Source organism: Paludibacterium sp., from assembly GCF_019232825.1.
Classification (GTDB): Bacteria; Pseudomonadota; Gammaproteobacteria; order Burkholderiales; family Chromobacteriaceae; genus Paludibacterium.
Window position 1 is genome coordinate 15,042 of the sequence record NZ_JAFAND010000005.1, and the last position, 22,120, is coordinate 37,161.

19 protein-coding genes are annotated in these 22,120 nt (G+C 64.5%); 1 reads left to right on the top strand and 18 read right to left on the bottom strand.

Annotation, left to right across the window (positions count from 1 at the left end; all coding sequences use genetic code 11):
• Nucleotides 1–38: 38 nt before the first annotated feature.
• From JOZ06_RS00400 to JOZ06_RS00485, 18 genes are all read right to left on the bottom strand, one after another.
• Complete coding sequence (locus tag JOZ06_RS00400; RefSeq protein ID WP_293227609.1) at nt 39–1,154, bottom strand: type II secretion system F family protein; 1,116 nt, start codon at nt 1,152–1,154, stop codon at nt 39–41.
• 7 nt (nt 1,155–1,161) lie between these two features.
• A complete protein-coding gene (locus tag JOZ06_RS00405) occupies nt 1,162–2,778 on the bottom strand; it encodes an ATPase, T2SS/T4P/T4SS family (protein ID WP_293227610.1) in 1,617 nt (538 codons plus the stop codon).
• Nucleotides 2,779–2,783: 5 nt separating this feature from the next.
• Nucleotides 2,784–3,281 carry a hypothetical protein gene (locus JOZ06_RS00410; protein WP_293227612.1) on the bottom strand — a complete coding sequence of 166 codons (498 nt, stop codon included), beginning with the start codon at nt 3,279–3,281 and terminating at the stop codon, nt 2,784–2,786.
• Nucleotides 3,278–4,552: a type 4b pilus protein PilO2 gene (gene pilO2, locus JOZ06_RS00415; protein WP_293227614.1), complete on the bottom strand. Its 1,275-nt coding sequence runs from the start codon at nt 4,550–4,552 to the stop codon at nt 3,278–3,280. Before pilO2 ends, JOZ06_RS00410 begins: the two co-directional genes overlap by 4 nt.
• A gap of 12 nt (nt 4,553–4,564) precedes the next feature.
• Nucleotides 4,565–6,304 carry a secretin N-terminal domain-containing protein gene (locus JOZ06_RS00420; protein WP_293227616.1) on the bottom strand — a complete coding sequence of 580 codons (1,740 nt, stop codon included), beginning with the start codon at nt 6,302–6,304 and terminating at the stop codon, nt 4,565–4,567.
• Nucleotides 6,305–6,317: 13 nt separating this feature from the next.
• Entirely contained in the window at nt 6,318–6,686 is a 369-nt protein-coding gene (locus JOZ06_RS00425; RefSeq protein ID WP_293227618.1) for a toxin co-regulated pilus biosynthesis Q family protein, read from the bottom strand.
• Nucleotides 6,687–6,785: 99 nt separating this feature from the next.
• Complete coding sequence (locus JOZ06_RS00430; RefSeq protein ID WP_293227619.1) at nt 6,786–7,295, bottom strand: type 4 pilus major pilin; 510 nt, start codon at nt 7,293–7,295, stop codon at nt 6,786–6,788.
• Nucleotides 7,296–7,490: 195 nt separating this feature from the next.
• Nucleotides 7,491–8,120 (bottom strand): hypothetical protein, encoded by a 630-nt coding sequence (locus JOZ06_RS00435; RefSeq protein WP_293227621.1) that lies wholly within the window; start codon nt 8,118–8,120, stop codon nt 7,491–7,493.
• Between the two features lie 85 nt (nt 8,121–8,205).
• A complete protein-coding gene (locus JOZ06_RS00440; protein WP_293227623.1) occupies nt 8,206–8,832 on the bottom strand; it encodes a hypothetical protein in 627 nt (208 codons plus the stop codon).
• Between the two features lie 247 nt (nt 8,833–9,079).
• Entirely contained in the window at nt 9,080–9,733 is a 654-nt protein-coding gene (locus JOZ06_RS00445; protein ID WP_293227625.1) for a hypothetical protein, read from the bottom strand.
• A gap of 78 nt (nt 9,734–9,811) precedes the next feature.
• Nucleotides 9,812–10,468, bottom strand: a complete 657-nt coding sequence (locus JOZ06_RS00450) for a phage tail protein (RefSeq protein ID WP_293227626.1) — start codon at nt 10,466–10,468, stop codon at nt 9,812–9,814.
• Nucleotides 10,465–13,557, bottom strand: a complete 3,093-nt coding sequence (locus JOZ06_RS00455; RefSeq protein ID WP_293227628.1) for a hypothetical protein — start codon at nt 13,555–13,557, stop codon at nt 10,465–10,467. Before JOZ06_RS00455 ends, JOZ06_RS00450 begins: the two co-directional genes overlap by 4 nt.
• Nucleotides 13,550–14,227 carry a sigma-70 family RNA polymerase sigma factor gene (locus JOZ06_RS00460; RefSeq protein ID WP_293227629.1) on the bottom strand — a complete coding sequence of 226 codons (678 nt, stop codon included), beginning with the start codon at nt 14,225–14,227 and terminating at the stop codon, nt 13,550–13,552. The genes JOZ06_RS00455 and JOZ06_RS00460 overlap by 8 nt, the downstream gene beginning before the upstream one ends.
• Before the next feature lie 274 nt (nt 14,228–14,501).
• Nucleotides 14,502–15,692: an MFS transporter gene (locus tag JOZ06_RS00465; RefSeq protein ID WP_293227630.1), complete on the bottom strand. Its 1,191-nt coding sequence runs from the start codon at nt 15,690–15,692 to the stop codon at nt 14,502–14,504.
• 174 nt (nt 15,693–15,866) lie between these two features.
• Nucleotides 15,867–16,433 (bottom strand): hypothetical protein, encoded by a 567-nt coding sequence (locus JOZ06_RS00470; RefSeq protein ID WP_293227631.1) that lies wholly within the window; start codon nt 16,431–16,433, stop codon nt 15,867–15,869.
• Nucleotides 16,434–16,536: 103 nt separating this feature from the next.
• Nucleotides 16,537–17,520 carry a ribose ABC transporter permease gene (locus JOZ06_RS00475; RefSeq protein WP_293227633.1) on the bottom strand — a complete coding sequence of 328 codons (984 nt, stop codon included), beginning with the start codon at nt 17,518–17,520 and terminating at the stop codon, nt 16,537–16,539.
• Between the two features lie 14 nt (nt 17,521–17,534).
• A complete protein-coding gene (locus JOZ06_RS00480; RefSeq protein WP_293227634.1) occupies nt 17,535–19,043 on the bottom strand; it encodes a sugar ABC transporter ATP-binding protein in 1,509 nt (502 codons plus the stop codon).
• Nucleotides 19,044–19,084: 41 nt separating this feature from the next.
• Nucleotides 19,085–20,026 carry an ABC transporter substrate-binding protein gene (locus tag JOZ06_RS00485; RefSeq protein WP_293227636.1) on the bottom strand — a complete coding sequence of 314 codons (942 nt, stop codon included), beginning with the start codon at nt 20,024–20,026 and terminating at the stop codon, nt 19,085–19,087.
• A 344-nt stretch (nt 20,027–20,370) separates the two neighbouring features.
• Between JOZ06_RS00485 and JOZ06_RS00490 the strand changes: the two genes are divergently transcribed.
• Nucleotides 20,371–21,621 (top strand): NRAMP family divalent metal transporter, encoded by a 1,251-nt coding sequence (locus tag JOZ06_RS00490; RefSeq protein ID WP_293227637.1) that lies wholly within the window; start codon nt 20,371–20,373, stop codon nt 21,619–21,621.
• The last annotated feature ends 499 nt before the right edge of the window (nt 21,622–22,120 follow it).

Below are 22,120 nucleotides of genomic sequence, written 5' to 3' on the forward strand. Positions count from 1 at the left end.
GTCGGTCCTTTGTCGATAATGGATGGGGGGCCAAAGCCCTAATTGGCGGCACTCGATATCTGCTGCTGCAGGGCGAACATGCCCGTCACGATCCACATGAAGACGAAGGCCATGAAGATGATGGCGGCGTTGCGCAACAAGTCCATTTGCTCTTGGATGAGCCGTACCGAGTCGTCTGCCCATTGCCGCGCGAGCTGACTGAGCATGTCTTCGAAACCTTCGAGCGAGGCGTAGGCGCGGATGTCCATCACGCTTTCCACGCTGGGGAAATCAAAACCGGTTTTATTCAGCGCGTCGCCGATATTGCGTGCGCCGTTGAGGACTTCCCGTCGCGTGGCGTGCAGACGCTCGCGATACCATGGCGAGGCGTTGCGGCCCAGCAGCTGAAGCGCTTCCGGCACCGACACCCCCGCATGGATCAAGGCGGAGAGCGACACCATGAAACCGGAGCCGAGCACCAGTCGATACAGACTCCATGGCGGAAAACGATCCGCCACGCGCCGTGCTTTGCCCGTCCAGCCGGGCAGCGTCGCCGCGGCGAGTCCGCTCGCCAGCAGGACGGCCAGGACCGTCGGCAGCAGACCGTGCTCGACGAATTGCGCCAAGCCGGCCATCGATTGCCCCGCGCCCTGCCATTGCGAGACAGGCAGGATCGCCGCGAACGCCGGCACGACCTTGGCGCCGAAGATGTACAAGTAGAGACAGGTGGTGGCGATCAACACCACGGGATACAGCAGGCCGGATAGTGCGCCGCGAATGCGTTTGCCCGCGGTGTGCAAAAACAGCACGTCCTCGACGGCGCGATCGAAGCGTCCCGCCACTTCCCCCGCTTGCAAGACGGACAGTTCGGATAGGGGCGCCCAGCCGCGCAAGGCGTTGGCAAAGCTTTGGCCGTTGAGCATGGCGCGGCGCCATTCCCGGATGGCGAGCGCCAGAGGCGCCTGCGGCTTGGCGCCGTCCTTCGAGGCATGCGCATGGAGTTCGTCGAGCGCGCGGATCAGCGGCACGCCATTGGCGACGAACTTGCCCAGTTTTTCGTACAGCCGCATGCGTGTCTTGCTGCCGATCTGCAGCTTGACGAAGCGGCGGCGCCAGCCGGCGAGCGGCCGATCGGTGGTGGGGCGTGCGCGTTTGGCGCGGAAAGTATCGAACATAGCGGTATTACTCCAAGGCAATCAGCGCTTGGCGCCGCGCCGCGCCGAGCCCCTGCAGCGGGCCTAGGCACGCGACCAGATCGCGTGGATCGACATTGCCGGCAATCATATGGAGCCAGCCATGCTCCATCATGCTCAGCCCGTCGAGGGCCTCGGCCCAATGCCGCTGCGCTTGTTGGCGTTCTCCACGCTGCATGTAGTCCAGGAACGTCTGATCCGGGCAGATCACCTCGGCCAGAACCGTGCGGCCGCTGTAGCCTTGGGTACAGGCCGGGCAGCCCTGCGGGTTGGCCTGATGGATCTCGCGGTGAAAGCCGGCCGCGACTTCCCCGAGCCTGGGCACTTGCATGGCCAGCTCCGCCAGCTCGCCGCCGGCAAGGGGCCGGCGGCAGGATGTGCAGAGCATCTTGACCAGCCGCTGGGCCATGAGGCCGGTGATCAGATTCGGGTCGGACAGTTTGTAGGGCTCGACGCCCTGATCCCGCAGGCGGTCGAAAATGGCGATGGCGTTATTGGCGTGCAGCGAGGTCCACACCTGGTGGCCGGTCATCGCCGCGGTGAAGACCAGGCGGATCACCTCGCGGTCGCGCGCTTCCCCCGGCATGATCACGTCCGGGTCGGAGCGCAGCGCCGCAATGATGGCTTGGCGGTAGGCGCCGCCGCGTTCTTCCTCGCCGTCGGCGTTGGTGACCGGCAGTTGCGCCGCGCCGTGAATCTCGTACTCCGGCGGGTCTTCGATGGTGAGGATGTTGATTTGCCCTTCCCGCTCGCGATACAGCGCTTCGAGCACGATTTTGAGCGTGGTCGACTTGCCTGAGCCGGTCGGGCCGGAAATGATGTTCACCCCTTCTGGCACTTGACGCATGCGCGAGAGCGCGCGCAGCTGCGCGGGGTGCAGCCGCAGGCTTTCCAGCGAGGGCCGGTTGTCGTCCCAGCGCTCCTGGGCGTACAGCAGCCGCGCGACCAGGTAGCGCCCGCCCGCGCCCATCGGGTTGAGCTGCAGGCGGACGGCTTGCAAGCCTTTGGGCAAAGGCGCAGCGCTGCTGGCGATGCGCGCCGCCTGGAAATCGTACAGGCGGTAAGTGGCGTCGGCCGCATCCGCCATGTTGTAGGCGGCCGCCAACAGCTCATGGGCGGTCTTGGCGTCGATTTGCCGGATATGGCGCATATCGCCGCGAACGCGGAATTTGATGTCCGCTTCATGGCTGTGCACGTAGATATGAATATCGCTGGCCAAAACGCCAACCGCCTCATGCAGCAAGGCGAGCAGCGCGCGTTGCATCGGAGTGCTGAAGCCCGCGGTGTCGCCGCCGGCCGGCTGCTTTTGCCGAGCCGCCTCATAGAGCTGGCGGATCAACTCGATCGGCACCGGGTAGGTGTGCCGGATGCGGATGCCTTTGCGCTGCGCCACCTCGCGCAGGGCCAATATTTGCGGGTGGTGCGGCGCATTGCCGTCCACCAGCAGCACGCCGTCGGCGAACAACAGCGCCAGCCGGCGCTGTTGTTCCGACGCCTCGACCAGACCGCCAGGCATGCTGACGATGTTGTCGACGCGTTGCAGCCAGAGCGGCATTTGCTGGACGGGACTCGGTACGGCTTGAGGGGGAGAGGCCGATTTCAGCACGCGCGTCACTCCGGGGTGTAAAACGGCAGCTGCATCAAACCGCTCTTGCCCTGGCGCGCCAACACGGTCTGCTCGTTGATCTCGACGATGCGCCAGTTGTTGGGCAGCGTGGCGCCCGGGCCGGCGGTCACTACACCGAAGCCCGGCACCATCAAACGCGCTTGGCGCGCGCCGGCGACGCCGAACAGGCTCATGACGTACGGTGTGCCGCTTTGGCTCTGGCCGCCGATTTTCGTCAGTTCCGCGCGGGCCTTGGCCATCTCCAATTGCTGTTTGGCCAGTTGCAGCCTCAAGTCCGTTTCCAGCGCGTCGCGCTGCAAACGCTTCATGGCGTCGATCTGCGCTTGGTAGGGGCGGAGGTCGGGCTCGGGCAGCGTTGCGCCGGCATCATTCAATAGGCCGCCGACGGGTTGACTGGCGTTGACCGGCGGCGCGGCCTGTGCCGCGGCGGTTAAGCCAAGAGCCAGTGTCCACGCGGCCCAGCGCAGAGGGAGGGTGTTCATGATGACCTTTCTGACGGTTGCAGGGCTTGAATTTCCTCCGGCGAGGGTTGGCGCCGTTCGAATACCTGTCCTTCGACGACCCAGCGCGTTTTCTCCCCCGGCACGAGGCGAACTTCGGTCACCACGCTGGCCGGCAGCCGGCTCAAGATCGGCAGCAGGCGCGCGGGGTCGAATGGCGTCTCGATCTCGTATTTGAGTCCGTTCCACCAGGGCTGCCGGTCGCCGTCGCTCAATTTGATCGGCAGTTGCAGTTCGTCGAATTGGTTTTGCAGGTAACGCCGCGCCGCCATGAGCGAGACGCCGGCGCCGTTGGCCGGATAGTGCGGCAGCGCGGGCAGCGGCCAGCTCAGCCGGGCACTGTCGCCGTTGATGGCGAGCGTTGCCGATGGCCATGCGCGTTGGGCGGCATCGGCGGCCCAATGCGGCGAACCGTGTTGCCGCCGTAGTTGGAAGCCGGCTTCACGGCCATCGCAACGGGCGGCGCTCAAGCGCCATACCGGCAATGAGGCGGCATCGAGCCGATGCGCCAAAATGCTGTCGACGCACGTTGCGAGCGCCGCGCCCGGCAACGGCTGGCCCGCCCAGGGCATGGGCGGCGGCGCGGGCAGGGACGGGCGCGGCGCTCGTGCGATGTGCGCCGCTTGCTGCGCCTGCCATTGTTGATAGCCGTATCCAGCGCCACCCAGCGCCAGAACGGCCGCGCCGCCATAAAGGAGCCAGCGCAGGGTGTCGACCTTGAGCGGCCGTAGTTTGACCTTGGTCGCCGCGAGCCGCGGCGCCAACGCTTCCGCCGCGGTGCTGCCCTCGACTTGCCAGTCGGCGGGGCAAATCACCTGATCCCATACCTCGGCCACCAGCCCGTCGAAGAACGCATCGCGGATCGCGCTTTCGGAATGGGTGCATTTGTCGTAGGCGACCGAGCCGTCGCCGCGCACGCCCAAGAGGCACCAACCTTGACCCGGCAGCGGCCAGACGCCGTAGATCGCGCTTTGCGAGGCTTCGGCCAGCGCGGCCGCCAGCGAGGGCTGGCCTGGCTTGTGGCCCAGCATGACGTCCCCCAGCCCATACTGGGCGACGGGGGCGCTGCGGACGGCGATCAGCTCGGCGCCCACGCGCGCCGCCGCCTCGCGCGCTTCCGCCGCCAGTGTTTTGTCATTCTCCGTGTGGTTCCAGATCAGGCTGGCCGCGTAGTGCCGCCGCCCGAGTTTGACCACGCCGATGAGGCCCTGCATGGCTTGGGGCCGGTGTGTTGGGGTCTCATATTGATCCATGGGGCGCCACCATCAGTTGAAATTGACGGCTTGGCGCGAATGATCGAGCACCTGCGGCGTGATGAGGATGACCAGAATCTCGTGCGCGCGCTTACCCGTGCGCTCGCCGCCGAGCGCCTTGAAATCCGGTGAGCCCACGCCGCTATTTTGGGTTTGGTTGCCGGTCTGCTCGTAACCGGCCAGAACCATCGTGCGGCCATTGCCGATCATGCCGGATTGGATGAACGATCGCTGATCGATGTTCGGCAGTTGCACGGTCAGCAGGTTTTTATCCTTCGACCCTCCCGGATCGTTGGGGTCGGCCGCGTTGGCGGCAAAGTTGTCGAAGCCGTTGTTTTTGCCGACGAGCGAGGACAGATTCATGCTGTACTGCACGAGCACGTTGCCGTCGTCCATGACCTTGGGGAGCACGTTGATCGAAAAGCCGCTGTTGACCGTGCTGGTGGTGATCGACGTGGTCGGCGTGCCGTCGGAAAGGGTGGTCTGGATTTGCGACACGTAGCCGCGGGTGTTCGATACCTGCACCGGCACCGGCTGGCCGGACATGGTGGTGACGGAGGTGTCGGTCAGCGTGCTGACCTGGCCCTGCTCCGCCAGCGCGTTGAGCATGAGCTGCGAGCCGGTGAAGTGGCCGTTGCCGGTGACCGTGCCGGTCAGCAACTGCCCGGGGGCGCCGCTGTCGACCGGCTGGCCGAGCGACCAGTTCACCACGCCCAGCCTTTGCAATTGGACGAATGGCTGAAATTGGAAGGTCGAGTCTTTGTTCAGCGTGACGCTGTAGACCTCGACCTTGACCGTCACTTGGCGCAGCATCTGGCGATTCAGTTGCTGGACTTGGCGCGCCACGCGCTCCACGACCGAGGCGGGCGCCGTCACGGTGACCGTTGAATCGCTGCGCGCGACGTTGTAGCTGCCGCGTTCGCCGACGATGGTTTTGATCTTGGTGTCCAAATCTTTCCAAAAATCCAGGGTCACGGTCATCGATGCGGTCTGCGAGGCGCCGGCGGAGCCGCCGTTGCTGCCGTCGCTCGAGGCCGACAGGCCGGCGTTCAACGTTGACTTGGCATCCGTGGTGGACGGCATGGCGGCCAACTGAAAGGTCCGGGTGACAAAGCGGCTGAATTGCAGCCGCCCATCGCGATAGCTCCAATTGAGATCAAAGTACGAAGCGGTCAGGTTGAGAAATCCCGACAACGGCCCTTGGTAGTTGACGCGCATTTTTTCGCGCTGGCTGGCGCTGGGCTTGCCGGCGAACAGCGCCGGCGCGCGGCCTTTGGCCGGGGCGCGGACCGTGCGCGGCATGGCCGCGTCCAGCGCGGCGGAGAGCTCTGCGGCATTGCCTGCCGATGGCCCCGCCGCCGTGGGGGCGCCGCCGGGGGGATTGGCTTGGAACACATCGGCGGCAAACGATACCGGGATGCCGGTCGCTTCGCCGATCAGATCGCCGATGGCGAGCAGATCCTGCGGGCTGCCGGTGACGAAGCGCACGCCGTCGCGTTCGACGCGCGGCGGCAGAATCTGACCGCTTTGCTGTTTGCTGGCGGTGGCGCCGAGGTAGGCGCCGCGATGCACCGGCAGCGCCGAGAGATCGGCGCTCGGCAGCGGCTGCTCGGATTGCTTTTTCAGTTGCGCCGCGCGCTGCTGCATGGCGCCGCCTTCCTGCTGGACCTGCTGATAGGTGGACGTGCTGCAGGCCGCCAGGGCGCAGCAGGACAGCAACACCAACGGGTGTTTACGCTTGAGGTTCATCATCGAGGGCGCTCGGTTAATGGCTGGGCAGGGCTTTCACCACCAAGACGCGGTTGCCTTGGTAGATCGCCGGGTACAGTGGCGGATTGAGCTCCCCCAGGGTGTTGAACAACTGGGTGACCGCGGCCGGGAAATCACCGCTGAAAACCGCGTCGGCATCCAGCGTGTAGCGGTATTCGCTATCCCACACCAGGGTCCAGCCGGCACGCTGGCCCCAGTCGTAGAGCGTGTCGCGCAGCGCCGCGCCGTTACTGACGCGCCATGTTTCCATTGGCCGGGGTGATGGCGCCGTGGGGCTTGCCATGGCCGACACGGGGGCGGAGGCCGTGGCGGGAGCCGCCTGCGCGGCCAACGATAGGCACAGCGGCGCCAGTGCAAGGATCATGCGGAAATTGCGCATAGCACACCTTACCAAGATCGATTCGGTTGAAACCCCGCATCGTCGGCCAACACCTGCCGACGGCGCGGAGGTGGCTCATGAGGGTTAGCGGAAGGTCCAGGCGAGATCTTGCGTGGCGCCGGTACAGAGCGCCGCGGCCGCCTTGCCCGGCGAGCTCGCATCGGCACCGCCAATCTTCATTTTCATCAAGGAGCTGCCCAGGTCTTGGCCGGCCAGCGTTTGGCAGGGGCCTTGCGGGACTTTGGCCATCACCACGTCGTAGGTGTCGGTGGCGCCGGTCACGGTCAGGTTGCCCCATGGGCTGATCAGGGTATTGCCCGATTTTTGCGAGGCGGGAATGTTGCTGCTGCGGGCCAGGTCGGCGGTGACCAAGCCGGAATAGTTCGCCGTACTGCCGGTGATGGTTTGCACGGTGCTTTGGATCATGCCGAGCTGGCCCAGGGCAACCTGTGATTTATTGTTTTCGGACGCGCTTTGGTAGTACATCACCGCACCCGCCACCACCACGGCGGATAGTGCCAGCACCATGGCCGCCTCGATCAGGGTCAGGCCGCGTTGACGGCGTTTGATATTGTTGATGTATTGCTTTCGCATTCGCGATTCCCTCTGGTTAATTGTGATCTCTCGTTGTCATGACGGCCGCGCAAGGCCGTGGCGCGGGCGCGTCCGCCGTGCCTGAAAAGGCCGATTCGCGCCGAGGGAAATGTTAACCAGAGAGGGTGGAGCGAATGACTAAGCGGGTTCTGAATCTGCCACATACGAGAGGCAGCCGCGCCTGCGGCCGCCTGCTCATTCCGCTTGCCAGTCCGATTGAAAGTCGAACAGCCAGCGGTTGCGTTCCCAATACAGCCGCACGGTCAGCACGGACGTGTCCGGCGACGGGTAGAAGGGGACGGCGTCCGTAAAGGTCTGCACGGTGAAGTTTTCGCCGTCCAGCAAGGGTGCCGCCACCATGAAGTACATGACGGGGTCGTATTCGAACGTACAGGTCATGCCCCAATCGACGCCGGGCACGGTCAACACCGGGCTGCCGCCGACGCGCCATTGGCAATCGAGGGGCAGGGGGGGCTGGGTCATGTTGAGTACGCCGGATTGCTCGGTGGTCAGTCTGGCGATGGCCTGGCCATCGGAGGCCGGCATGAGTTTGGGGGACAGCCCGCCGGGCCGAACCGCTTGAAGCAGCTCGCCGGGCGTCACCGCCACGGCTTCCGACGCCACGCTATTGCCGCGCATGTTGGCGCTGACGCAGGCCGATATGGTGGTATCGAAGTCGAACGAGGCATATGCGCCGGCGGAGAGATCCAGCACTTGCCAGGCGTGGATGCGGATATTGCGTGTTGGGCGCAGAGGCCGCAAGAAGACGAGGACGGATTTGCCGCGCATGTCCGCCACGTCCGCAATGACGATGCACTTCATCATGGTGTTCTCCCGCGTCCGGGGTCGGCGCGCGTCGTGGTCGGCGCGGCGCGGCATCGCCGCACCGCGCCGGGTCAGGCGGAAGGCCTTAGCTGGCAGCGAAGTTGAACGTCCACAGCCCCTTGTCCTTGGTCAAGGCCACGTCCACCTCGGTGGCGGTGATGGGCATCTGGTACACGGTCATGTCCGAGAAGTTCTGCACGATGTAGGTTTGGCCAACCATCGGCGGCGAGGCCACCATGAAGTAGAAGTTCGGCAGATACTCGAAGCTGACGGTCATGTTGGCGTCCACATAGGGCATGGAGACCACCGGACGGTCATTGACGTACCAGTTGCTGTTGAACTGAGTGAACGGGTTGGTCTGGTTGATGACGCCGCATTGCTCCGGCGTCAGCTTTTCCAGGGCGAGCGAGGTCGGCGCCAGTTGCAGCTTGGGCGACAAACCGCCCGGGCTCGTGGCCGAGAACAACTGGCCCGGGACGACGGTCTGACGGCCGGAGATGATGGTATTGCCGGGTTTTTCGCCATCGCTGGTCACGTCGGTGGAGATCGTCGCCTCGTAGTCGAACGACTCGGTGGCGCCGGCCGAACCGGTGAGAACCTGCCAGGCATGGATCAGATAGTTGCGTTGCGGGTTTTGCGGCTTGAGAAATACCAGGACGGTTTTGCCCTGCATATCCTCGACATTCATCGTCACATTGAAACGCGTGCTCATCGTGGACTCCTAATTGTCGTGATCATGGGGTGGACTCGGAAACTTCCCGCGCCGCAAGCCGAGTCCCGATGCGCTTGCGGGCGGCTTTGGCCATGAAGGCCAAATCCTGAGGGGCTGTTTGCAATCGCCCGAGTTTTTGTAGCGTGCATTCGCCGCAGGCAATGCACGTCTAGAGCGAGTCCTAGGACCGTGCGTTGCTTCGCGAACGCACGCTACCCAACCGCGAAATGTGTCCTGTTAGAGGTTCTTAGTGCGCCGCCGAGGGCGGCATGAAGTCGTAGACCGGCGGGCCGCCCGCCGGCTGGCTCAGCGTGACCGTGACACGGCGCGCGTAAGTCGGCGCGCGGTAGCGCGTGGCGCTGGCGAGTTCCGCCGGTGTTAGCCGTTGCGGCAAGCGCTCCGGCGCTACCGGATAGAACAGCAGCGTGTCGCCGGCACAAAACAGGGCGGCTTGGCTCGGCGCCAGCGGCGAGGTCGTGCCTGCCGGCGATTGATCCAAAAACCAGTCGACGGCCAGGGCGAACGGCTCAATGCCAAGCGAAACGGCCGTCATGGCGGTCGCCTCCCCGCCTGTCTCTCCCACCTGCGCGACGCTCAACGTGCGGCGATCGGGGAAGGCCAGGTAACGCCGACCCGGGATCAGCGGGGTCGGTACGCTGGCATCGAGCACCGGTGTCGCGCCGTCCTGACGCGCCACCGCCGATAACCGGCCCTCGTAACGAAAGAATTCGCGCGCGCCGGCCGAGGCGTTCAAGCATTGCCAGGGCAGATAGTGGAAATCGCCGCCGGCCACCGGCGAACCATCGCAGGCCTGTACGGGGTGTGGCGCGTACAGGTTGGTCACACAGACGATCGTGGCCAATGCCGTGTCTTGGTTGATGAATGTGTATTCGATGGTCATGGCTTTCCTGGCTTTTGGCTCTGTGTTTATCTGTTTTGCATAATGAAGACGTTGCCGCGGCGCGAAGCGTGAACACCTTTATTCAGGCCACCGCGGAAGTGGCCAGCATTTGGCGATAACGTCATTTTTTGTATACTTTATTATGAAATTTACATAAACATTTTTGACCCGCGTCTCCGCCGCCTGACGGGCGCTGATCGGCGGCGTGAAGCCGCTGGTGGGGGCCACCAAGCCATTGGTTTGCGGATCGGGCGTTTGATAGCGGCCGAAGACCGGGCTTCCTTCGGCGGCTAAACCGCCGGGGATGGCCATCTTGTAGAGATGTTCATGCGCTTGCAGCGCGTCGTCTTGCACGGTGCCGACCTGATTGCCCTGCCAGCCGCCATCGCCCGACGGCAGCCGCTGCGTGGCGTCCGGATCGCGCAGCCGTTGGTCTGGCCCCTCGGCGCCGTAATTGACGCCGCGCAGTCCCCGCCCGCGGTAGTCCGGCAGCAGAAAGAAGCCGGCGCCGGCTTGGCCGTAAATGTGGCCGATGACGCGGAATAATTCCGGGTAGCGCGCCACGGCCAGCGCGCGGCCGTCGCACACCAGCCAGCCTTGCCGGCTGAGGTGCAGGTCGTAGGCGCGAGACGCCGCGTCCGGATAGCCTTGCTGCGGCGAACCGTCGGTGGCGTTGACCGGCGCGGCGTAGGGCAGGATGGCGCCCACCGGCAGCATCGTGTGGCCGGCGATCATCGCGGCGTCTCCGGGTCGGGCAGACTGTCGCCGGCTTGCAGGATCAGCATGGGCGTGGCGATTTCCACCTCCCAGCTTTCCACGGGACGCGGCGTGGCGGACTCATGCTGTGCCGACTTGATGGCGTTGACGAGCCAGCCATCGTCTTCGCTGACCGGGCAGTCCTCCGGCGCGCCGCGCCAGAATTGCCCCTGGCTTGCGAGGTAAAACAACCAGGGCAGGGTGTGGGGCGGCTTGACCGGCACCAAGAGCCGGGCGCAGCCCGCCTCCAGAAACGCCGTCATGCCCGGGGCGTCGCATAGCGTCTGGCGCAGCGTCAGAGTGTCGGGACGTTCGGTGTCGTCGCTGCCGAAGAAGCGGGCGTAAAAGTTGTAAGTGGCCTCGTCCCAGGCCAGCGCCTCGCTCAACAGCGGCGCGAGCGCCAACAGCGCGGCGTCCTGGCGCCAGGCGGGCGATATGGGAGGCAGCTGCGCCATGCATTGTTCGGCGAGGCAGGCAATCGCCGCTTGCTGCAGCGCGGCCAGCAACGTTTCGCGCTGTCGTTCAGACGGCGCGCGCGATAGCCCTTCCGCCAACGCGCTCATGATCTCCAGGTAAGCATCGCGTTGGGCGCGATAGGCCGAGATGATGCCGTTGTATGCCGTGTGCTGCCATTGCCGATAGAGCGTCGAATCGTCGCTGCAAACGCCGGTGAGGGTAATGTTGACCACGTATTCCAACCCGGCGGCGACGACCGCGGCGGGCACGCCGGTGGTGCCGGGAGGCAGCGCGGGCAAGGGCTTTGTGCCGGGATTGGCGTCAGCTGCGGGATCGATCTTGATGACCGTCCCGCCGATCAGGATGTCCAACGCGGCCGTGCCGCCGGCCTGATCCGTCCAGCCGTAACCGATGGTGCCGCCGTTGACCGTGTATCCGGGCGCAATGGCGAGTTCCGCCTGCGGGCTGGGCGGCGTGCTGGTCAGCGAGGCGGACATGCTCAGTGTCAATGGCGGCGGCGCGACGATCGGCGCGTTGTAGCGGGCGGCGAGGGCGGCATAATTGTTGCGGTTGATGTCCAGGGCGGATTGAACCGGCGCAATGCCATCGCCGCCTTGCCATGGCGGAATCGGCGCGCGCGCGTCGCAGCCGTGCAGCGTATTGTTGCGGCGGACGTAATCCCGCGCCGGATCGGCCAGGACGATTTCCACGATCAGCCGGCTGCCGCGCGGCTCCAAGGTGGCGGCATGAATCTCGTCCACCCAGCGATAGATGCCGACCAAATTCGCCGCGCCGGTCTCGTTATCGAAACGACGCCGGGTGCGTTCGACAAACTCCTCGACCGATCGGCGCTTGCGCGCGGTCTCCATCTGATGATCCGTGCGCGCCGCTGCCTGCGAGAGCAAGTCGCGCGCGTGCGCGGCGGCGTTTTGCGCCAAGGTGGCGGGGCCGCTCGGCGTATCGGTCCAATCGCCGGTCACCGTGACCGATAGGCCGTCGGCGCCGTAGGCCTGCTTCAGATTGTCGAATTCGCGCTTGAGCGCGTTGAGCGGGTTGGTCTGATTGTCTTGCGCCTGGCGCGCCTGGCCATGGTCGTGTCGCGCGCGCGACGCGCTATCGCTGTCGCGATGCGTTTCCAACGCCTGCTGTTCGATGCGGCGGCTGGTTTCCGCGCTGCGCTCCTTGGATTCGCCGCGCATGACGTTTTCGATATGGGCGATCGCGCCCAAGCGGTAGCGGACCAGGCATTGCTTGATGACCTGCACCTCGGCCAAACCCAGCGGGCGGGCATAGCCTTGCGGCTCGGCCGTGTTGTCGGCCGGCGGCACCATCAGCGCCGGCGGCAAGAGCACGCTGGTTTGCAGCGGTTCGCGCAGGTGCGCCGGACTGTCGAGCCGTGGCGCCGCGCGCACGGCGAGCTCCGCCGTGTGGCAGACGCGCAGCGCGCGGATCAGCGCGCCCGCATGTTCGTACTGTTCGGGCGCGGCGATGAGGTCGGCGACCAGGCTGTTCTGCAGCTGGGCCAACTGCGCGGCATAATCCGGCAGGCTGAGAAAGTCAGCGGCGGATAGGCCCAATAGCGCTTGCAGGGCGGTTTGCAACGCGGCCAGATCGGGGGGGCGCAGGGCGAGGAATGCCCGTGTCGCGGAGCCGGTCAGCCGGCCCATCGGTCCGCTGAGCTTGCCAATGCGCTGGACAAACTGGCCTGGGTATTTTTTCGAATCGACGCTGACGAAGTCCAGCGCCTCCGCCTGCATGGCCTGCCGGCGGGTCGGCCCGCTCAACGCGCGCAAGGCGTTTTGAAAGTCGGTGTCATTGTCGACGGACGCGAAGCGGCGCGCCCATTGCCCCGGCGTGGGCGGCAGAATGGCGCGCGGGTAGGCGAAGGAGGCGAACTCGCGCGGCCGGCTGAAGACGACCCCTTGGCCTGGCGTCGGCACCGTGTCCGGGGGCGTGACGGGCGTGCACGGAAAGCGCGCGAGCCGGACCGTCTCGCCGGGCTGGCGCGCGTGGCGCAGCCGGACATCGATCCAGGCCTCTCCTTGCGCGGACACGCGCATTTGCAGGGTGACGGCCGCGTGACCGTCGGCGCCGCGGCACTCGCCTTGCCATAGCGGCTCAAGCGGGCTCAACATCACTGTCTCGCCCGGGCCATTGTCGGCGGCGTGGAGGACGAGCCGAGCTGCCAGGCCGGCTTGCGCCGCGCCCTCGATGGTCCAGTCGATGGTCAGCCCGTCGTCGCCAAGCGTCTTGCTGCCGGAAACCGGCGCGATGCCGCTACAGGGATCGCAAATCTGCCATGCGCACAGGCATAACGTTCGTTCCTCCGCCGTTCCGTAATGGCAGGTGATGTCGAGATCGAGCGCATCGCCGGCTTCATTGGCGTGCAGATCCAGCTCGCCCCAGGCCATGAGATCGTGGTCGCATAGTTCGAACCGTTGCCGCGGCGATAGGCTATCCAGTTGCCGCTGGGCTGCCGCCGCGCCGAGACGCAGGTCGCAGGCCACTTGCCAGCCCATGGGGACCGCTTGGCCGAACCAGGCGATTTGAAAGTCGCCCCATGTCCATTGTCCCGCTTGCGATTGCCCCGCCGGATCGTCGATGTCATGCATGGTCGTAGCCTCCGTCCCATTCAGCTGCGGCGTCGTTCAGGGCCGCCAGGGGAAAGGGGGACAGACCCAGCCCGTCGCTGTCGCCCACATAAGGCCGCAAGTGTTGCACCAACAGGCGGCGCGCCTCTTGCGCGCGCTTGCGGGCGTTGACTTGGGTGATGCCGAGTTCCTGCGCAATGACCTCATAGCTGGCCTCGTGCAAAAAGCGCAGCTCGGCCACCGCCAATAGCCTGGGGGGTAACGTCTCCAGCGCGTATTGGATCTTTTGCCGCAATTCGCCGATGAGTAGCTCTTGCTCGGGGGAGCGTGGCCTGTTGCCGCAGGTCTCTTGCAGATGCGTGAGTTGTTGGCTATGACGCGCCTCGGCCTGGCGTGTCCGTTGCAAGTCGATGGATTTGTTTTGCGCCACGCGCCGCAGCCAGCCGCCGAGGTGGCGGATGCTGCGCATTTGTTCCGGTTGCTCGGTGATGAGTTTGAATAGCACCAGGCTGAACAGATCGCCGGCCTCGTCGGTATCCCCGCCGGCCAATCGCCGGCATTGATATTTGAGAAACCCCTGGTAGCGCGCGACCACGAGCGCAATCGCGCCGTGTTCGCCGTCGGCAATGGCCTGTTGCAGCTGAAGATCGAGGGGGGGCTTTGCTTGCGCAGCGAAGCGTTGAGTTGTCACTGTGTCTTCCTCAATGCGATAGCGGCCGGAACGGCCAGGTGGGACGGACTCAATTCATAAAGATGTAGAAAGTCCATATCGCAACGACTATGGCGCTGTCTTGCTTTTTATTCGTGCGTCATAGGGAGTGCTTGCCGGGAAGACGAAGGGAATTGGCAGGATGTGAAGCCGTGATCGTGGGAAAGAGAGCGGCGCCGCGCTACCGTGACGGTGGCGACGGAGGGGGGCATTCGCGTGACGGGCCGGTGTTTAACCCAGGAACCCTTTGAACCCGTTATTTACCGCTGCGCTCGTTGGCCAACCCCTTCGGGGCGGCGAGCGCGCCGAGCAGCGCCATGGCGAGCGTGAGCAGCAACAGCAGCGGACGGGTGCCGAGCGGGCGGGCGAAAAGGGCCACGCCGAGCCCGGCCAATGGCTGGGTGAGGTTGTTGAGAAAAATGATCATGCCGGTGGTTTTGCCGTAGTCGTCGGCGGGGATGACCCGTTGCCGCGCGCCACGGATGTAGACGCTGAACATCTTGTCGAAGCCGACGATCAGCACAAAGCCGATGGCATAACCGGCGATGCCTGGACTCATGGCCGTCGCCAGCGCGCCGAGCAGTATGGCGGCAAAACCGGTCAAGCCCAGCAGATGGCGCGGGCCGGTCCACCTGGCCGTTACCAGCAGCACGGCGACCGTGGCGCCGGCGCCGGCGGCCTGGAGGCCGGCATAAACCGCCGCGGTTTGGCCATGAATGCCATTGACCATCGCTGCGGACGTCGCCAGCGTGACGCCGATGATGAGATTTTCCGCCGCGGCAAGCATGACCAAGGCACGCAGGGCCGGCAACCGGGCAATATGACCGAAGGCGGCGCCGAGCTCGTCACGCCAGCGGCGCGGCGCGACGGCCGGCTGGCGTGGCACGAAACGGCTGGTTCGTTGCCAATGGGCCAGTGCCATGTCGGCGGCCAGAAACAAGCCGGCGGCGCCGACGACGATTCCCTGCCAGTGCCACCACGTCAGCCATTGCGCCGCCAGCATCGGCCCCAGCACGAGGCCGAGCTGGTCGGCCAACTGCGCATAGGACAACACCCTTTCGAACCGCTGGCCGCCAAATAGCTGCGGCAGCATCACCTCGCGCGTGACGACGCCCAGGCTCGTCAGCATGCCGCATAGCGCCGACAGGCCGATGAGCCAGCCGATGCCGCCCCAGAGCGTGTACGCGCCAATGCCCAGCACACAGGTCAGCGCGCGAAACGATTGGCTGACGTGCAACAGCCGGGTTGGGGCATGGCGGTCGCACAGCAGGCCGAGAAAGGGGAAGCACAGGTAGCGCGGCAGCGCCTCGATTGCAAAGGCCATGCCGGACCAAGACACTTGCCGGGTCGTTTGGAAGATCACCAACGGCACGAGAAACAACAAGATTTGATCCGCCAGGCGCGACACGAACAACGAGTAGAAAAATGCCTGATGTCTGGCCAGCATGCGTGGGACTCCGCGAACCGGGGTAGTTGCTACGTAGTATTACTACACGCCGGCTCGCGTAATGTGCATGCGAAATGAATGGGCGCCTCTAGACGGTACAGGCTATGGTCTCGGATCTCAACTCTTTTTCGGTTGTGTTTGTAATTTTGCTACATAGGATGTGCGGCAGAAGCGTTAGGGTGCCGCGCTTGGCCACTCCCCCAGATCTTCGCATTGGTCGACCTGTACTTGTCCATGCTGCGCATCGTTGGCGATATAGACTTGGTTCACCGCCGAGGGCGGGTAGCTCAGGCTCGCATCGCATTGCGCGCTCTGGCCGGGACCGACGACGATTTCCGTGCCGGGCTTGATCGTGCAGCGGCTGGCTTTGTTCAGCGCGCTCCAGGCCGGGCAGATTTCGTTGGCGCGCCGGTAGGCGTCGCGCGGCCCTTGCGGCGCGTCGAACGACCACCAGCTGCCTAGGGCCGTATAGGATTTGCTGGCGTCCCACACGCGATAGACGGTCACGCGCGCGCCGGGTTGCGTTGCCACGAACACCTTGCCGCTGCAGAGCTTGCCTTGTTGCGGCGCACCGAGCGCCTTGGCAAGCAATGCCGGGTCTTGAGCCTCGACCAGGCCGGGGGGCGGCGCTTGCACCGTGCCCATGCAGGCATTGTCATCGGCGCGGACGGGCGTGGAAGCTGCGCCGATCAATAGGGTACAACCCATCATGAGCACGGCTGGGGACATCAGATTGGACACGGGGCTCTCCTAGGCGGCTGGCGAAATATGCGTACTATTAGGCATAGACTATGTATGCGAGATAAATATTTCAACTGTGCCGATAGCCTGCGCGTCGACTGCGTCAATGCCTGTCGTGATGTTGTTGGCGCCATTTGTCGAGAATGACGGCCAAGACGATGACGATGCCCTTGGCCACGTATTGCCAAAAGGACGATACCCCCATAATCGTCAAACCGTTGTTCATCACGCCGATGATCAGCGCGCCGATGGCGGTGCCCCAGATCGAGCCGATGCCGCCCGCCAGGCTCGTGCCGCCGAGCACGACGGCGGCGATGGCGTCGAGTTCGTAGCCCGTGCCCCAGTGGCCGTTGGCGCCATACAGCCGGCTGGCCGACATGGCGCCGGCGAGCCCGGCGAACAGACCGCTGATCGCGTAGACGAACAACAGCACCAGGCCCACGCGGATGCCGGTCAAGCGCGCCGCCTGCGCGTTGCCGCCCACCGCATAGATGTGCAGGCCAAGTATCGTGCGTGTGAGGATGAACCACGACGCCAGCACTACCCCGGCCGCGAGCCAGACGAGCCAGGGAATGGCGAGCAGGCTGCCGTTGCCCACCCACTCGAAGCTGGGGATGTCGTTGTTGAGCACCGTGGTGCCGTCTGCCAGCAGATAGGCCGCGCCACGCAGCGCGGTCATGGTGCCGAGCGTGGCCACGAAGGGATTGATGCCGAGGAAGGCCACCATGGCGCCATTCATCAAACCCATGGCCAAGCCGGCGAGCACGAATACCGGGAGCGCCAGCGCGGGATAGTGCGCCGGTAGCGACGTCAGCATGCCAAGTACCGCGGAGACGGCCAGCATCGATCCCACCGACAGATCGATGCCGGCGGTGAGGATGACGAAGGTCATGCCCGAGGCCAGCACCAGGTTGATCGCGGTCTGGCGCAGGATGTTGAGCGTGTTGTCCAATGTCAGGAAGTGGCTGGCGCCGTGCTCGCTGAGCGGCAGCGTCAGCAAATAAAACCCCAGATACAACGCGACGAGAACCGGCAACATGCCGAAGCGGCGCGTGAGCGCATGGACGCCATGGGTCGGGGAGGGCATGCAAAGCTCCTTGATCAAGACGAGGCGTGAGCGGAAAAGCGCGGGGAGGCCAGCATCATGATGGATTCCGGGCTGATCTGTTTGCCGCGCAGCTCCCCGGCGATACGGCCGGCGCGCATCACCGCCACGCGATGACTGATGCCGACGATTTCCGCCAGCTCGCTGGAAATGCACACGATGGCCACGCCCTGATGCGCGAGCTGGTGGATGAGGCGATAGATCTCCGCTTTGGCGCCGATGTCGACGCCGCGCGTCGGTTCGTCCAGGATCAGCACGCGCGGACGGATGGCGAGCCAGCGCGCCAGCAGCACTTTCTGCTGGTTGCCGCCCGACAGCCCTGCGACGCGGCCCGCCTCATCCGGCGCCTTGATCGCCAGGCGCGCGATCGCTTGGCGCGTCAGCGTCCGCAGCGCGGGCAGATCGAGCACGCCGCCGCGCGCGTGCTCCCGCAGCACGTTCATGGTCGTATTGGCCTGCATCGTCAGTTGCAGGAATAGGCCCTGGCTCTTGCGGTCTTCCGGCACATAGCCGATGCCGTGCCGCATGGCGTCCCGCGGTGAGCGGATGTCGATCGGGGCGCCATCGAGGCGTAATGTGCCGCGCTGTTTGGCATCGGCGCCGAAGATCAGCCGCGCGAGTTCGCTGCGCCCGGCGCCGACGAGACCGGCGAGTCCGAGAATCTCGCCGGCTCTGACCTGGAATGACGCCGAAGCGACTTTGCCGCCGCCGAGATTCAGGACCTCCAGCTTGACCGGCCCCTGAGCCGTGTCGCTTGGCGGCGGGTAGATGTCATCGAGCGGGCGTCCGACCATCAGTCGCACCAGTTGGCGCGGCGAACAGTCGCCGCGGGCGAAGTGGCCGACTTGGCCGCCGTCGCGCAGCACGATGATGCGGTCGGCAAGCTGGCTCACTTCCTCCATGCGGTGACTGATGTAAATGATGGCGATGTCTTGGTTTCTCAGCGCGGCGATCATGGCGAACAGGCGCTCGCTTTCGTGCTTGGACAGCGCGGCGGTAGGCTCGTCCATGATCAGCACGCGGCTTTGCTGCGCCAGTGCGCGGGCGATCTCGACTTGCTGCTGGTTGGCGACGCTCAGCTTGTGCGCGGGGGTGTGCGGATCAAAGCGCGCGTCCAACTGATCCAGTAGACGCTGCGTCGCGTGACGCATGCGTGCATGGTCGACGCCGCCGAAACGGGTTCGAGGCTCGGCGCCCAGAAAGATATTTTCCGCCACGCTCAGATTGGGGACGACCGATAGCTCTTGGTAAATCAGATTGATGCCGGCGCGGCGGGCGGCAGCCGGCGTGTCGAGACGCACCCGCTGACCCGCCAGACGGATTTCCCCCGCGTCGGGCGGGTAGATGCCGGAGAGTATTTTCATCAGCGTGCTTTTGCCCGCGCCATTTTCTCCCATCAGCGCCAGTACTTCGCGGCTGCGCGCGGCGAGGCTGACCCGGTCGAGCGCGCGCGTCGCGCCGAAGTGCTTGCTGATACCGATCATTTCCAGAATGACTTCTCCCATGCGGGCTCCAGGCAGGGCGGTCAAGGTATCCACGCAACGCGTTAGCGGCTGCCCCAGCCTCGATGGCGGGATACGTTGTCCTTGGTGACCAACGGGGTTGGGATCAGCATTTCCGATTGTGCCGGCCGCTTGCCATGGAGGATGTCGTAGCCGATGCGCACCGCCTTCTCGGCGATCAGATGCGGGTTTTGCGCGGCGCTGGCGGCAAAGATGCTGTGTGGATTCTTGAGCGCGGTTTCACCGTCCGGCGCGCCATCCACCGAGGTGATCATTTTGATGTCGCGCCGCTTGGCTTGGCGGATCGCCAGCTCCGCGCCGATGGCGGTCGGGTCGTTGTTGGCGTAGACCGCGTCGATCTTCGGATAGGCGGTCAGCAGGTTGGACATGACCTCCATGCCGCCGTCGCGGCTGCCGCGGCCGTTCTGGTTGTCGGACAGCACACGGATGCCCGGCGCGTCGGCGAGCGCCGACTTGCAACCCGCGATGCGCGCCAGCGTGGCGGAGACCGGCGGACCGTTGACGATGACCACATCGCCCTTGCCGTTGAGCTTTTGCACAATGTAGCGACACGCCTCCCGGCCGGCCATGGCGTTATCCGACATCACCGTGGCGTCGGCGCCCTCCGCGCCAACGTCGACCGCCACCACCGCGATTCCGGCCGCGCGCGCTTTTCTCAGCACCGGCGCAATGCCTTTCGGGTCGGCGGCATTGATCAGGATGATGTCGACCTTGTTGGCGATCAGGTTCTCGACCTGGCCCACCTGGGTGTTGAGGTCATAGTTGCTCGATACCGTGGTGACCTTGACGCCAGGGCCGCCCAGTCGCTGAGCGGTTTGGGTCGCTGTTTTGCTCATGGCGACGAAGAACGGATTGGCCAGGTCGTTGACGGCGAGTCCCACCGCTTTCAGTGGGCGCGGATCGGCATACGCGGCCGAAACCAGCATGGAAGAGAGGGCGGCGGCGAACGCAAGGTGCACTTTCATGGCGAAACTCCGTTCAGTTTGTTAAAGGCGCCAGCGCGATGCTGGCATGGAATCGATTTCTAAACGGACTGCCATGGCGAAGTCAAAACAGCGCGGTTTGGGACGGCGCGTCAAGGCGTAATGCTGAGGTAAGCGCTGGTTTATATGAGAGATTTGGGTGATTAATCATTAGGAAAACGATTGCATTTCGATCCGGCGCTAGCCGTCTGCCGGTCAAGCTGGGTGAAGCGCGGGCGAGGGGGACATGCTTGATGGGTATCAAGGTTTTGATAGATCGCAATTGCGAATCAATATCAATTGCAATATATTACTGCTAATGAATCTACCCCTGAATGGACGCCGAGATGAATCAACCGAGTACGTCGACGCTCGCTCAACCCTCTAGCCTGCTGCGTTTTTTAGCCATCGCCGGCCCTGGCCTGGTCGTGATGCTGGCCGATACCGACGCGGGCAGCGTGATCACCGCCGCACAGAGCGGTGCGCAGTGGGGCTATCAATTATTGCTGATGCAAGCGCTGTTGATTCCGATCTTGTTCATCGTACAGGAGCTGACCGTACGGCTGGGGGTCGTGACCGGCAAAGGACATGGCGATCTGATCAGACATCATTTTGGCCGTGTGTGGGCGTGGGTGTCGGTCGGCACGTTGCTGTTGGCGTGCGTCGGCGCTTTGCTGACCGAAATGAGCGGACTCGCCGGGGTGGGGCTGATGTACGGAATTCCCGCCTGGGCCACGTTGACGGCGACGGTGGTCGGGCTTTCGGTGATGGCCTATACCGGCTCCTACAACTCGGTTGAGCGCATCGCGATTTTGCTGGGTTCGTTTGAATTGGTCTTTGTCCTGGTGGCGTACTATGCGCATCCGGATACGTCGGCCATGCTGGCGGGCCTGTCCAAAATGCCGTTGCACGATTCCAGCTACCTGTATCTGGTGGCGGCCAATATCGGCGCGGTGATCATGCCTTGGATGGTGTTCTATCAACAATCGGCGGTGGTCGAGAAGAAGCTCGGCGTGCGCGATTTGCGTTCGGCTCGTTGGGATACCGCCATGGGCGCGGTGCTCACACAGGTGATCATGGCGGCGGTGTTGGTGGTGACCGCGGCAACGCTTGGCCGCAACGGCAGCCATGCGCCGCTGGATACCATCCAGGAAATTGCCGGCGCGCTGACGCCCTATCTAGGCAAGCAGGTCGGACAGCTGATGTTTGGCGTGGGCATGGTGGGCGCGGCGTTGGTGGCCGCCATCGTGGTGACCCTGACCGCGGCGCGCGCGCTGGGCGAAATCACCGGTTACCGGCACACGCTGGAACACTCCCCGCGTCAGGCGCCCTGGTTCTACGCCGTCTATACCGCGGTGCTGATCGTATCGGCCATGATTGTCAGCGGCGGCATCAACATGGTGGCGCTGAACATCGGCGTGCAAGTGATGAATGCGCTGTTGCTGCCGGTGGTGCTCGGTTTTCTCTATCTGCTGGCCCGCCGCCTGCCTGAGCCCTACCGCCTAAAGGGCGTGTATGCCGGGGGTGTGGCACTGCTGATGGCCTTGACCATTGGCCTGGGTCTTTATTCCGGCATCATGGGGATTTTTACGTCCTGAGCGGTGGCGGAGCGTCGTCACCCTACTCGCAACGGGGATCGCTTGTCGATCCCCGTTGCTGCATCTAAGAACCTCTCACAAAACTTATTTCGCGATTGGGTAGCGTGCGTTCGCGAAGCAACGCACGGCCTTAGGACCCGCTCAAGACGTGCATTGCCTGCGGCGAATGCACGCTACAAGACCTGGGCGGATGCCTTCGGCAAATCGCGGTTCTCATTCGTCGCCGAGTATCAGCGGTCCAAAAGCGTTGTCGATGGGGATTTTCCAGCCACCATCGGGCTGCTGGCGAAAGACGGTGGTGGCGACAAGCTCCCTGGTTGCCGTTTCCAGCGTCAGATTCTCCTGGTTAGCCCCAGTTTTTGCCGGGCCGGCCGGGGAAAATCCGGTTCAATGCCGCCTTGTCGAAACCATAAGCGTCGCGCATGGCGCTGCTCAGCAAATCGCGCCAATCGACCTCGACCGGCAGATCGCGGTTCTGATTCAGCGACGCATCGTCCAG